Source organism: Brevibacterium yomogidense (assembly GCF_900163715.1).
Taxonomy (GTDB): Bacteria; Actinomycetota; Actinomycetes; order Actinomycetales; family Brevibacteriaceae; genus Brevibacterium; species Brevibacterium yomogidense_A.
Genome location: NZ_FWFF01000019.1, coordinates 124,158 through 137,737 on the forward strand (window position 1 = coordinate 124,158; position 13,580 = coordinate 137,737).

The 13,580-nt window shown below is 68.5% G+C and carries 9 protein-coding genes and 1 tRNA gene; 8 read left to right on the plus strand and 2 right to left on the minus strand.

The features are described 5' to 3' along the window. Window positions 1-69: 69 nt before the first annotated feature. Window positions 70-681, minus strand: a complete 612-nt coding sequence (locus FM105_RS12270; protein ID WP_087008656.1) for a GDSL-type esterase/lipase family protein — start codon at window positions 679-681, stop codon at window positions 70-72. Continuing rightward, window positions 681-4,487 carry a multifunctional oxoglutarate decarboxylase/oxoglutarate dehydrogenase thiamine pyrophosphate-binding subunit/dihydrolipoyllysine-residue succinyltransferase subunit gene (locus tag FM105_RS12275; protein ID WP_444861024.1) on the minus strand — a complete coding sequence of 1,269 codons (3,807 nt, stop codon included), beginning with the start codon at window positions 4,485-4,487 and terminating at the stop codon, window positions 681-683. The genes FM105_RS12270 and FM105_RS12275 overlap by 1 nt, the downstream gene beginning before the upstream one ends. Window positions 4,488-4,585: 98 nt before the next feature. On the opposite strand from FM105_RS12275, the gene FM105_RS12280 reads away from it, so the two are divergent. The 8 genes from FM105_RS12280 (at window position 4,586) to FM105_RS12315 (ending at window position 13,489) form a co-directional block, all read left to right on the plus strand. Next, complete coding sequence (locus tag FM105_RS12280) at window positions 4,586-6,109, plus strand: GuaB1 family IMP dehydrogenase-related protein (protein ID WP_087008660.1); 1,524 nt, start codon at window positions 4,586-4,588, stop codon at window positions 6,107-6,109. Between the two features lie 202 nt (window positions 6,110-6,311). Next, window positions 6,312-7,679 carry a hemolysin family protein gene (locus tag FM105_RS12285; RefSeq protein ID WP_087008661.1) on the plus strand — a complete coding sequence of 456 codons (1,368 nt, stop codon included), beginning with the start codon at window positions 6,312-6,314 and terminating at the stop codon, window positions 7,677-7,679. Continuing rightward, window positions 7,676-8,734 carry a hemolysin family protein gene (locus FM105_RS12290; protein WP_087008663.1) on the plus strand — a complete coding sequence of 353 codons (1,059 nt, stop codon included), beginning with the start codon at window positions 7,676-7,678 and terminating at the stop codon, window positions 8,732-8,734. The genes FM105_RS12285 and FM105_RS12290 overlap by 4 nt, the downstream gene beginning before the upstream one ends. A 249-nt stretch (window positions 8,735-8,983) precedes the next feature. Beyond that, window positions 8,984-9,907 (plus strand): M15 family metallopeptidase, encoded by a 924-nt coding sequence (locus FM105_RS12295; protein ID WP_256970384.1) that lies wholly within the window; start codon window positions 8,984-8,986, stop codon window positions 9,905-9,907. A gap of 79 nt (window positions 9,908-9,986) precedes the next feature. Continuing rightward, window positions 9,987-10,059, plus strand: a tRNA-Arg gene (locus FM105_RS12300). 304 nt (window positions 10,060-10,363) lie between these two features. Beyond that, on the plus strand, window positions 10,364-11,107 hold the full coding sequence (locus tag FM105_RS12305; RefSeq protein WP_087008665.1) for an enoyl-CoA hydratase/isomerase family protein: 744 nt from the start codon (window positions 10,364-10,366) through the stop codon (window positions 11,105-11,107). Between the two features lie 3 nt (window positions 11,108-11,110). Then, window positions 11,111-12,313 carry an acyl-CoA dehydrogenase family protein gene (locus FM105_RS12310; protein WP_087008667.1) on the plus strand — a complete coding sequence of 401 codons (1,203 nt, stop codon included), beginning with the start codon at window positions 11,111-11,113 and terminating at the stop codon, window positions 12,311-12,313. A gap of 12 nt (window positions 12,314-12,325) precedes the next feature. Then, window positions 12,326-13,489 (plus strand): acyl-CoA dehydrogenase family protein, encoded by a 1,164-nt coding sequence (locus tag FM105_RS12315; protein ID WP_087008669.1) that lies wholly within the window; start codon window positions 12,326-12,328, stop codon window positions 13,487-13,489. Window positions 13,490-13,580 lie beyond the last annotated feature (91 nt).

Genomic DNA, 13,580 nt, shown 5'->3' on the forward strand with positions numbered 1-13,580 from the left:
CGGGTGGATACGATCCTTGCACAGCGACGGCCGGGGCGCCAACCGGCGTCCCGGAGTCACCGGGTCCTCTCAGTCCTCCGCCAGCGCGTCGGCCACGCCGAACCAGTCGAACCATCCGCGATGGAGCACCAGCCAGGCCATGAGCCCGTAGCCCTCCTGCGCAGGCGTCCCGGACCGGGTGGACGCGAGCTCGCGCTGCCAGACGGGATGCGAGCGCAGCGGCGTGAAGGTGTCCACGTAGGCGATGCCGCGCCGGTGGGCGACGTCCGCGAATCCCGTGTTGAACTCCGCGAGGCGCCTGTTCCGGTCGCCGTCGTGCACCGGAGCGGGACCGACGACGAACGTCTGCACCTCCGCCGTCAGCGCTGAGTCGAGGATGTTCGCGACGTTGAGGCGGGCCCGGGCGACGGAGATGCCGGATTCCGTGTCCGCCGATCCCAACCCGAGCACCAGACGGTTCTCCGTCTGCTCGGAGAACCTGCGGGAGGCCTCCTCCATGCACCGGGCGGCGAGGCCGGATGAGTCCTCGTCTGCGGACGCGAGCGCATAGAAGTCGCTGTCCGGGACAGACGGGTACGTGCGGGCGGCGACGCGCCCCACCCAGCCCAGCCCGCGGCCGTCGCCGTGTCCGGCGACCAGCTGGTCGCCGACCACGACGACGGTATGACGACGGCGCGACATCAGCGGTCGAAGACCCGGTCGAGGAGCTCTGCCTGCTCCTTGTCGTGGATGCTCTTGAGGCCCGTCGCGGTCGCTGCGGATGCAGCCCGTGCGACGACGCGCAGCGCACGGCCGTCCAGGTGCTCCGGCAGGTTCGAGTGCATGAACGGCCACCCGCCCTGGTTCTCCGGCTCCTCCTGTGCCCAGACGACCTCGGCATCGGCGGGGTACTGCGAGAGCACCTCGCGGATCGACTCGTCGTCGAGCGGGTACAGCTGCTCGAACCGGACGATCGCGGTGCGGGAGTCCTCGCGCTTCTTCTGCGAGGCGACGAGCTCCCAGTAGAGCTTGCCGGACACCAGGACCACACGGTCGACCTTGCTCGCGTCCACGTTCGCGTCCGCGATGACGGGCTGGAACGTGCCGGAGGTGAACTGGTCGACGGACGTGGCGGCCGCCTTGAGGCGCAGCATCGACTTCGGTGTGAAGACGATGAGCGGGCGCTTCACGTCCGCGTACGCGTGGCGACGCAGCAGGTGGAAGTACGACGCTCCGTCCGCTGGGTTCGCGATGGTCATGTTGTCCTGTGCGGCGAGCTGCAGGAAGCGCTCGATGCGTGCGGACGAGTGGTCTGGTCCCTGTCCCTCGTAGCCGTGCGGCAGGAGGAGCACGATGCCGGACGTCTGCGTCCACTTCTGCTCGGACGACGAGATGAACTCATCGATGATCGACTGGGCGCCCTGCATGAAGTCGCCGAACTGCGCCTCCCACAGGACCATCGCCTCGGGCCGTTCGACGGCGTAGCCGTACTCGAAGCCCATCGCGGCGTACTCGCTCAGCAGGGAGTTGTAGATCCAGAAGCGCGCCTGCTCGTCGGAGAGGTTGGCGAGCGGGGTCCATTCGTTCCCGTTGGTGTTGTCGACGAGCACGGCGTGGCGCTGCGTGAAGGTGCCGCGGCGCGTGTCCTGGCCGGACACGCGGACCGGGACGCCCTCGTACAGCAGCGAGCCGAACGCCAGCAGCTCCGCGAAGCCCCAGTCGATGCCGCCGGAGCGGGTCATCTCCTTGCGCTTCTCCAGCAGGCTGCGGAGCTTCTTGTGGATGGTGAAGCCCTCCGGGATGTCCATGAAGGCATCGCCGATCCGCTCGATGAGCTCCTGCGACACGGCCGTCTCCGGCGTCGTGCGGCCCTCGATCGCGCGGGTGGACTGGCGGATCCCGAACGCGGAGTCGGTCTGCTGCTCCTGGTTCTCCGCCTCCTTCGTCTCCGCGAACGCGGATTCGAGCTTCGACTGGAAGTCCGCCAGCGCGTCCTTCGCCTCTTCCTCCGTGATGCGCTTCCGGCCCACGAGGGATTCGGTGTAGAGCTTGCGGACCGTCGACTTCCGGTCGATCAGCGAGTACATGACCGGCTGCGTCATCGACGGGTCGTCGCCCTCGTTGTGGCCGCGACGGCGGTAGCACACGAGGTCGATGACGATGTCCCGGTTGAACGCCTGGCGGTACTCGAAGGCCAGCTGCGCTGCGCGGTAGACGGCTTCCGGGTCGTCGCCGTTCACGTGGATGACCGGTGCGCTGATGATCTTCGCGACGTCGGTCGAGTAGAAGGACGAGCGTGCCGATGCCGGGGGAGTCGTGAAGCCCACCTGGTTGTTGATGACCACGTGGATCGTGCCGCCGGTGCGGTAGCCGCGCAGCTCGGAGAGGTGCAGCGTCTCCGCCACCACGCCCTGGCCGGCGAACGCCGCGTCTCCGTGCACGAGCACGGGGAGGACGGGGAAGCCGGTCTGGTTCGGATCGAGGATGTCCTGCTTGGCGCGGGCCACGCCCTCGAGGACGGGGTTGACCGTCTCGAGGTGGCTGGGGTTCGCGGCGACGTACACCTTCGTGGAGTTGCCGTCGGGCGATGTGAACGAGCCGTTGGTGCCCAGGTGGTACTTCACGTCGCCGGAGCCCTGGACGGCGCCCGGGTCCGGGATGCCCTCGAACTCGCTGAAGACCTGCGCGTAGGACTTTCCGGCGATGTTCGTGAGCACGTTCAGGCGGCCGCGGTGGGCCATGCCGACGGTGACCTCGTCCATCCCGGAGTCAGCGGCCTGGTTGAGGATCTCGTCCAGCAGGACGATCGTCGACTCGCCGCCCTCCAGCGAGAACCGCTTCTGGCCGATGTACTTCGTCTGCAGGAAGGTCTCGAAGGCCTCGGCCGCATTGAGGCGGCCCAGGATGTGACCGTGCTCCTCGCGCGTGAGCTCCTGGAGCGGGTTCTCGAGCTTGGACTGGAACCAGCGGCGCTGCTCCGGGTCCGCGATGTGCATGTACTCGATGCCGGTCGTGCGGCAGTAGGAGTCGCGGAGGATTCCGAGGATGCTGCGCAGCGGCAGCAGTCGCTTGCCGCCCAGGCCGCCGGTGGGGAACTCGCGCTCGAGGTCCCACAGGGTCAGACCGTGGCTGTTGATGTCCAGATCGGGGTGGGTGCGCTGGCGGTAGACGAGCGGGTCGATGTTCGCCATGAGGTGACCGCGGGCGCGGTAGGCGTCGATGAGCTCGATGACGCGCGCCGTCTTGTTGATGTCGTCGTAGTCGTCCGCGGAGACGTCGGGGACCCAGCGGACCGGCTCGTACGGCAGGCGCAGCGAGGCGAAGATGTCGTCGTAGAAGCCGTCATCGCCCAGGAGGAATCCGTGGATGAGCTTGAGGAACTCGCCGGAGCCCGCGCCCTGGATGACACGGTGGTCATACGTCGAGGTGAGCGTCAGCACCTTCGAGATCGCCAGGCGGTTGATCGTCTCCTGGCTGGACCCCTGGAACTCTGCGGGGTAGTCGAGTGCGCCCACGCCGATGATCGACCCCTGGCCGACCGTGAGGCGGGGCATGGAGTGCACCGTGCCGATCCCGCCGGGATTCGTGAGCGACGCGGTCGTGCCGGCGAAGTCGTCGGCGGTCAGCTTGCCGTCGCGCGCACGCACGATCAGGTCGTCGTAGGCGTCGACGAACGCCTTGAAGGTGAGCGTCTCGGCCTTCTTGATGTTCGGGACGAGCAGGGTGCGCGTGCCGTCCTTCTTCGGGACGTCGATCGCGATGCCCAGGTTCACATGCCCCGGCTGCACCATGACGGGCTTGCCGTCCTGGACGTCGTAGTAGACGTTCTGGCTGGGGAACTCCCGCAGGGCGCGCACCATCGCGTACGCGATGATGTGGGTGTAGGAGACCTTCCCGCCGCGGGTGCGCTTCAGGTGCGAGTTGATGACGATGCGGTTGTCGATCAGCGCCTTGGCCGGCAGCGCCCTCACCGACGTGGCGGTCGGGACGGTGAGCGACTGGTCCATGTTGGTCGCGATCAGCTTCGCGGGGCCGCGCAGCTTCGTGACGACGTCCTCGATGTCCTCCGCGACGGCGCTCCGGCGCTCCGGCAGGTTCTCTGCACCGGCGGACTTCGATTCGGCCTTCACCGTCTCCTCATCGGACGTCGACGGGTTGACGCCGCGGTCCGTGGTGGTGTCCTGGTCTGCGGCCGGTGCGGGCTCCGACGGCTTCTGCGCGGGCGTCGCCTTGGCGGGGGTGGACTTGGCAGGGGTTGCCTTGGCGGGAGTCGCTGTCTTCGCAGGCGCCGCCTTCGCGTTCGAGCCGGACGATCCCTTGTCCGGGGACGTGGCCGTGCGGGCACCGTTGGCCGACGCACCGCCCTCCGCCTCGAACTTCTCGAACACCGGCCACCAGGACTTGTCAACGGCGTTCTTGTCGGACTTGTACTGCTCGTACATTTCCTCGACCAGCCACTGGTTCGACCCGAAGTCGGAGCCTGCGGTCGCGGGGGTGTTCATTGGCACGGCGTGTTTCGCCCTCTTCCACGCTAGGGAGATAAGACTGTGCCCAGCAGTCTATAGGCAGTGCCGCCGGAACGCGGGTGATGGGGGACAATGCATCTATGCGATTCATCACCGAATCTCCCCGTCATGACCTCACCTACTCCGACGTCTTCCTGGTTCCGTCGCGGTCCGCCGCTGCCAGCCGCTTCGACGTGTCGCTCGGATCCGCCGACGGCACCGGCACGACGATCCCCGTCGTCGCTGCCAACATGACGGCGGTGTCGGGCCGCCGCATGGCGGAGACGATGGCGCGCCGCGGCGGTCTCGCCGTGCTGCCGCAGGACATCCCGCTCGATGCGGCCTCGGAGACGATCGGCTGGGTGAAGGACCGGCATCCGCTGCTGGAGACCCCCATCAGGATGGGACCGGATGACACGGTCCTCGAGGCGCTCCACCTGGTGCACCGACGCGCCCACGGCGCCGTCGCCGTCGTCGCTGACGACCGGCGCCTGCTCGGGGTCGTGACCGCGGACCAGCTCGACGCCGTGGATCGGTTCACCCGCATGTCGGAGCTTCTGGATGAGGACGTCCACACCGTCGATGTCGCTGACCTCGCCTCGCGGGCCGACACAGTGGCTTCCGCCGCCGAGGCCCCGGCCGGCCCCGCTGGCACGGATCGGGTCGCGCTGCCCTCCCGCGCTCTGCTGGCCGATCTGTACGAGGAGTTCGCGCGGCAGCGGTCGACGTTCGTCCCGGTTCTGGACGACGGCCGCCTGATCGGAGCGCTCACCCCGCAGTCGCTCCTGCGGACCTCCATCTACTCGCCGGCGCTCGATGCTGACGGCCGCCTGCGGATCGCCGCGGCCGTGGGTGTGAACGGAGACGCCCGCGGTCGTGCTGAGGCGCTCGTGGAGGCCGGTGCGGACGTGCTCGTCCTCGACACCGCCCACGGTCACCAGGAGAAGATGATCGACGTCCTCGAGTCCGTGTCCTCTGCGGGACTCGACGTCCCGATCGTCGCGGGGAACGTCGTCACGGCGGAGGGCGTCGAGGACCTGGTCGAGGCGGGCGCCTCGATCGTCAAGGTGGGCGTGGGCCCCGGAGCGATGTGCACGACGCGGATGATGACGGCGGTGGGGCGTCCGCAGTTCTCCGCAGTCCTCGACACCGCTCAGAAGGCGCGCGAGCTGGGCGCCCATGTGTGGGCCGACGGCGGCGTGCGCTACCCCCGCGACGTCGCCCTGGCGCTGGCGGCCGGTGCGTCCCAGGTGATGGTGGGCTCGTGGTTCGCCGGCACCTACGAGAGCCCCGGCGACCTGCTCGTCGACTCCGATGGGAAGGCGTACAAGGAGAGCTTCGGCATGGCCAGCGCCCGTGCGGTGGCGGCGCGGACGCGGACGGAATCGGCGTTCGACCGTGCTAGGAAGGGTCTCTTCGAGGAGGGGATCTCCTCCGGACGGATGCCGGTCGACCCGCAGCGGCCCGGCATCGAGGACCTGCTGGACGAGATCACCTCCGGTGTCCGTTCATCGTGCACGTACGCGGGCGCGCGCACGCTCGAGGAGTTCTCTGAGAAGGCGGTCGTGGGAGTGCAGTCCGCGGCGGGCTATGAGGAGGGCCGCCCCGTGGCGGGCGGTTGGTGACCTCCCGCTGATGGTCGTAGCCTCAGCCCCGCCTGTGAACTTGAGCAGGCGGGGCTCCTGCGTCGGTGCCGGGCCGGTTCCCGGTATAGGATCTTCTCCATGACGAGTGACAGTCCGTGCCGGCGTGAAGCCGGCATCCCCGTCCTGACCTCCCCGCCGACCGTCGGTCGCCGTGCATCCTTCCGGGGAGTGATCGTCTGACATGGAGTGGTTACTCCTCCTGCTCGCCCTCCTCATGATCGTCGGCAACGGATTCTTCGTCGCCGCCGAATTCTCCCTCCTCACGCTCGACAAGCACACCGTCGATGACGCCGTGGCGAAGGGGGCCCGCTTCTCCGGCACGATCCAGAAGGCGACGAAGCAGCTCTCGACGCAGCTGTCAGCGGCGCAGGTGGGCATCACGATCACCGCGCTCATGACCGGTTACCTCATGGAGCCGTCCGTCGGCGCACTGGTCGCTCCGCTCCTGGAGACTCTCGGACTGCCGCAGTCGCTCGCCGCCGGCATCGCGCTGGGCTTCGCACTCGTGCTGTCGACGATCCTGTCGATGGTGATCGGCGAGCTCGTGCCCAAGAACCTCGCGATCGCGGCGCCGATGCACGCCGCCCGGATCGCGGTGCCCTTCCAGTACGTCTTCTCGATCGTGTTCAAGCCGATCATCGCCGTCCTCAACGGGACGGCGAACAGGGCCCTCATCTCCATGGGGATCGAGCCGCAGGAGGAGGGAGCCGCCGGTCGCTCGCCGGAAGAGCTGACTGCGCTGGTCCGCCATTCCGCGGACGAGGGGAAGATGGCCGAGCAGACCGCTGATCTGCTCGAGCGGACCCTGAGCTTCTCCCAGCGCACCGCCGAGGACGTCATGACACCGCGGACCCGCATGGTCAGCGTCACGAAGGACTCGACCGCCGCAGACATCGTCGATGTCGCACGCCGCACCGGCTACTCGCGCTTCCCGGTGGTGGGGGAGTCGCTCGATGACATCGTGGGAGTCGTCCACATCAAGTCCGCACTGTCAGTCCCCCTGGACAACCGGCAGGACGCCTACGCCGGAGGCCTCATGACCGAGGTGGCGCAGGTTCCCGAGACGCTGCCGCTCGATCGTCTGCTCCTGCGACTGCGCTCGCGGTCGACCCAGATGGTCGTGGTGGTGGACGAGTACGGCGGCACCGCCGGCGTCGCCACGCTCGAGGACGCCGTCGAAGAATTGGTCGGCGAGGTCGCCGACGAGCATGACCGCCTGCGCGTGACGGTGCGCCCCGCCCGTGACGGCACCTGGATCGTGCCCGGGCGCCTCCGCCCGGACGAGGTCACGTCCGTCGTGGGCCTCGAGGTCCCCGAGGACCCCGACTACGAAACGGTGGCGGGCTTCATGATGCTCGAGCTGGGGCGGATTCCCGAAGACGGTGACGAGGTGCGGATCGACGGTGCGCGCATCGTCGTCGAGCGCATGCACGGCAGGCGCGTCGAGCGCCTGCGCCTCATCCCCGACTACCTCGTCCACGACCGCGTCCGAGGGCGTGCCGCCGTCGGCTCCGGGTCCCCGGATGCAGAGAGGGGTGAGGAGCGATGAGCGACTGGATGGGACTCGTCTGGCTGGTCCTCCTGCTGCTGGCGAACGCGTTCTTCGTCGCCGCGGAGTTCGCCGTCATGGCGGCGAAGCGCTCCCAGATCGAACCGTACGCGGACGAGGGGCGCAAGGCCGCCAAGACGACGCTCTACGCGATGGAGCACGTGTCGCTCATGCTGGCCGTGTGCCAGCTGGGCATCACGGTGTGCTCGCTGCTCATCGGCAACATCGCCGAACCCGCGATCCATCACCTCCTGGTGGGGCCGCTCAGCGCGCTGGGCGTCCCGGCGTCGCTGTCCGGCGTCATCTCCTTCGTCCTGGCCCTGTCCATCGTCACGTACCTGCACGTCGTCGTGGGGGAGATGATCCCGAAGAACATCGCGATCGCGACGTCGCAGCAGGCGGCGATGCTCCTCGCTCCGCCGCTCGTGTTCCTGGGACGCATGCTGAGGTTCGTCATCCATCCCATGAACTCGTTCGCGAACTGGGTGCTCCACCGTCTGGGGGTCGAACCCCGCGATGAGGTGAATGCGTCCTACACCGTGGAGGAGGTCCAGTCGATCGTGGCGGAATCGCACCGCGAGGGGCTGCTGGAGGACGAGTCCGGCCTGCTGAAGGGCGCACTCGAATTCTCGGACAAGACGGTCGACGAGGTCATGGTCTCGCGCGATGACCTCGTGACGATCGAGCCGACCGCGACCCCGGAGCAGATCGAGAGCCTCATCGGGAGGACCGGCTTCTCCCGCTTCATCGTCACCGACGACAGCGGCAGACCGGACTCCTACCTCCACATCAAGGATCTGCTCTACGCGGACAATGAGCAGGACTATCGCGCGCCCGTCCAGGACCGGAGGTTCCGGTCGATGACTTCGGTGACCGCGGATGCGGAGATCGAGGACGCGCTGCAGGAGATGCAGGACGCCGGCAGCCACGTCGCACGCGTGCTCGATCGCGCGGGCGAGACCGTCGGAGTGATCTTCCTCGAGGACGTCCTCGAGGAGCTTGTGGGCGAGGTCGACGACGCCATGCAGAGGAACGCGCGGCAGTCCGGTTCGTGATGATGTCCAGCGCGGTCTGTGAGCGGTGGGTTCCGCGTCGTGACGCGCTTCGACGCTGGTCGGGCAGGCATCCGAGCGGTCAGCGGCGCGGTTGTCCTGCCAGAGTCGTGATCACCGCGACACGCTTCTGACCAGGTCATATATATCGATTGGACTCCTTTGTAACGTTGTCGTTATAGTGTTGTGACACGTTGAAGGGGCCCGGTGCGTGAGACCCGGGTTCAGTTCCGAATCTTTCTGGAGTGATGAATGTCCGAGCAGTCTGCCGAGCGGGTCTTCACCAGCCGCCGCGAACGTCGCATGGCTGAAGAGAACGATCGACGCTCGTCGCGCCGGATGACGCGTCGCAGCGAACCGACTCCCGCTCCGCAGCCCGCGCCCGTGCGCACGCAGGTGGGCGCCAGTGCAGTCGCGTTCCGCGGGTCCGACGGTTCGATCGTCCGCGGCATGCGCCGCCGCCGTGCTGTGGCGACGACTGCTCTCACGGGCGTGTCGGTCGCGGGTGCCGCGGCGGCCGTCGTCCTCATCTCCGGCAACGGTGCCGGTCAGGCGCAGGCGGCGGAGCCGAACGACGATGCTCCGGTCCTCAGCGCACTCGGGTCGGAGGCCGTCTCCGCCGATGTCGGCGATGACGCGGACGCGGCCACGGGCCGCACCACCTCCGGAGCGGCTCCCAGCGCAGAGGGCGGCAAGGCTCAGGCCGCCGGCCGCTCCATCACGAAGACCGTCCTCCCCGGCTGCTCCGAGGACGCGGACTTCGGGGACGCGGGCAACGGAGAGCTGCCGGAATCCTGGTTGTGCGACCTGGGCATCGGCGACCACAAGCTGCGCGCTGACGCGGCGATCTCGTTCGCGAAGATGAATGCGGCGTACAAGGAGGAGACGGGTGAGGAGATGGAGCTCACCGATACCTACCGGTCCCTCGACTCGCAGATCTCCGTGGCGGGCCGCAAGCCCGGTCTGGCCGCGCGTCCCGGGACGTCGCTGCACGGCTGGGGCATCGCGATCGACTTCGGCGGCGGTGCCGCCACCGCATCCGGTCAGCAGTACGACTGGCTCGTGGAGCACGGTGCGGAGTTCGGCTGGGAGAACCCGGACTGGGCCAAGGCCAGCAAGTACGAGCCCTGGCACTGGGAGTACGTGCCGGCGCGCAAGGACATCAAGGGCGCCTGAGCGTTCGGGGCCTCGGGTCCCGACGCGCCTCACCAGTTGTGATTCGACGCCCCACCGGTGTTAGTGTGGGGTGTCGCCCGCCCGCGTAGCTCAGTGGATAGAGCGTCTGCCTCCGGAGCAGAAGGTCGTAGGTTCGAATCCTGTCGCGGGCACGGATCAAGACCCCGGTCAGCAGCCATCACAGCTCCTGACCGGGGTCTTCTTCACGTCAGAACCGCATGGCCGGGGTGGGTCGCAGGCTCACGTCACCCGGGGCGTTCCGACATCGCCGGACATTGAACGGTCGTTTGATAGGCTCGCAATCGGCGGCCGCAGAACCGCCGCCGGAACTTCTTCGATCGTCAACCTCTTCGATCGTCATCGAACCGTAAGCCGCACGTCGTCGACCGGGACTGCTGAGCAGAGCTGCTTCGCATCGCCCGCACCCGTGCCGGCACCACATCCTAGGAGGCGCCCATGGGCGACCTGGTGATCCGCACCGACCACGACGGGTGGGCGATGCTGACTCTGAACCGTCCCGAGAAGCTCAACGCACTCACGGTGACGCTGTTCGCACGGCTGCGCGAGCACATCGAGGCGCTGCGGGAGGACGAGGCGATCCGCTGCGTCGTCGTCCGGGGTGCGGGGCGCTGCTTCTCAGCGGGCCACGACCTCGAGGACATCGGTGCGGGGGAGGCAGTGCCGTCCCGGGGGTGGCACAGTGAGACCCTGCGCATGCTCGAGAGCCTGCCCCAGCCGGTCATCGCTGCCGTGCACGGCCACTGCTACACCGGAGCCCTCGAAGTCGCGCTCGCGGCGGACTTCATCATCGCGGCAGAGGACGCCAGATTCGGGGACACCCACGCCAGGTGGGCGCTGACCCCGGTCTGGGGCATGTCGCAGCGCCTCCCGCGACGCGTCGGCACCGCCACCGCGAAGCGGATGATGTTCACAGCGGACATGATCGATGCGGAGGAGGCCGTGCGGATCGGGCTCGCGGAGTACTCCGTCGCCTCGGACGCCTTCGAGCGGGAGATCGAGTCGCTGGCCGGCCGGATCGCCGACCAGTCTCCCTTCAGCCATGCCGCGAACAAGCAGCTGCTCGACGTCACCGACGGAATGCCGCTCGACGCCGGACTGCAGCACGAGGTCTGGAAGAGCGCAGGGCGCGGCCCGGACGCGCAGGACCGGATCGCCGCCTTCACCCGGAAGAAGGGCTGAGACATGGACATCGAGCCGCAGGTCGACCTCGCGGAGTTCCGCGCTGAGGTCGCTGAATTCCTCGACACCGCGCCCACGCCGGAGATCCTGGAGGCCGGCCGCAAGACCACCAGCGTCTTCGCCCCGTTCGAGCAGGTCATGGCCTGGCATCGCATCCTGCACTCCCGCGGCTGGTCGGCACCCGACTGGCCGGTGGAGCACGGCGGGCCCGGCTGGTCGGTCGAGCAGCGGTACGTCTTCGCGGACGAGTACCAGAAGCGGGGGCTTCCGCCGCTGCTGCCGAATGGTCTGAAGATGGTCGGCCCGCTGCTCATGGAGATCGGCACCCCCGAGCAGCAGGCGAAGCACCTGCCGGGGATCCTGTCCGGCGAGGACTACTGGACCCAGGGATACTCCGAACCCGGAGCCGGATCCGACCTCGCCTCGCTGAGCTGCTCCGCCGTGGCCGACGGCGACGACTACATCCTCAAAGGCAGCAAGATCTGGACCACGTACGCCCACCACGCGAACCGGATGTTCATGCTGGTGCGGACGAGCCGTGAGGGCCGCAAGCAGGCAGGCATCACCTTCCTGCTGCTCGACCGCATGGACTACCCGGGCATCGAGGTGCGCCCGATCGTCGGGCTCGACGGTGCACCCGAGCAGTGCGAGGTCTTCTTCACCGACGCCCGCGTGCCCCAGTCCGGTCGCGTGGGTGCAGAGAACGACGGCTGGACCGTGGCCAAGCAGCTGCTCACGCACGAGCGGGGCGGCAGCGCGCAGAGCCCCTCGATGCGTCGCAGGCTCGACGTGCTCCGCGTGGCAGCTGCGGCGACGTCGTCTCCTTTCGGCGGATCCCTCGCCGACGATGCGGTCTTCCAGCGCGACCTCGGAGAGCTGGAGGCGGACGTCGCCTCCTGCGAGCACTTCGAGAAGCTCGCGATCAGCGGACACCCGATCGCCGAGGACCCTGCGTACCCCTCGTTGAACAAGGTCATGAGCTCGGAGCTCATCCAGCGCATCTCGGCACTCATGACCCGCGTCGTCGGGCTCGACGGGATGCCGGACCAGCGCGAGGCGCTGCGCGTCGGCTCTCACCGAGAGGCACTCGGCGACGACCTCGCGCTGATCGCGATGCCGTTCTATCTCAACAGCCGTGCCACCACCATTTACGCCGGCACCAACGAGGTGCAGCGCGATCTGATCGCTCGCTCCCTGCGAGCCTGACCGGAGGTCATCGTGGACTTCACCTTCACCGCGGAGCAGAACGAGCTCCGCAGCACCGTCACCCGCGCACTGAAGCGCGAGTATCCCTTCGAGAAGCGCCAGGCCATCGTCGCGTCGGCCGCCGGCTGGTCTCCTGATATCTGGCAGCGGCTCGTCGAGCTCGGGCTCACGGCCATCCCCTTCGCCGAGGACGCCGGCGGCCTCGGGGGATCCATCGTCGACCTCGTCGCCGTGGCAGAGATCTTCGGTTCCCACCTGCTCGCAGAGCCGTGGACCGCCTCGGTGGTCCTGGCAGGCGGACTCCTCGCTGGTGCAGCGGACACCACCGCGGCCACCGCCGGCTCCGGCGACACCATCGGCACGGCCACCTCCGGCACCGGCACCTCCGCCACCGCGGCTGCCCGCGCGTGCCTCGAGCGGATCGCTGCGGGCGAGTCGATCGGCGCACTCGCGCACGAAGAGGGCCGCGGCACTCCTGACCCGTCCCTCATCGCGACCAGGGCAGAGAGGACCGACGGCGGCCATGCGCTGACCGGTGACAAGCGGATGGTGCTCCACGGAGCCGGTGCCGATGTACTTGTAGTGACCGCCCGACTCGACGGGGAGCTCGCTCTCTTCCTCGTGGACCCCGTCGCCGCGACCGCCACGCCGTTCACGACCATCGATGGCCGCAGCGCCGCCCACCTGCGCTTCGACGAGGCGCCTGCGACGCTCCTGGCAGCGGAAGCTGAGCCGCTGGTGCGCGAGGCGCTCGATCGGGCGATCGTCGTCCTGTCGGCCGAGGCCGTCGGTGCCATGGGAGAACTGCTGCGGCGCACGTCCGAGTACGCCTTCACCCGGGAGCAGTTCGGGGTTCCGATCGGCACCCAGCAGGCTCTGGGCCACCGCCTCGCGGACATGAAGATCGCCTATCTGAAGGCCCGGGCCACCCTCCTGCACACCACAGCGCTGGCTGAGGCGCACCGTCTGTCGGCCGGCGATGTCGCCGTCCTCAAGGCTCAGGTCGGCCGACTCGGACGGGAGGTGGGGGAATCCGCGATCCAGATCCACGGCGGGGTCGGGATGACGGACGAGCTGCCCGTGGGGCACCTGCACAAGCGGATCCTCGCCGTCGACGCCCTGTTCGGTCAGGCCGATCACCATCTCAGGGTCCTCGGAGCCGCCGCGGTGGGGTGAGTCCGTCGACCCGGTTCACGGATCGTCTCCTGGTGCAGGATCGTCACCGGGTGCACGTCTCGTCTCCCGATGCGGTGTGGACGACGTCACA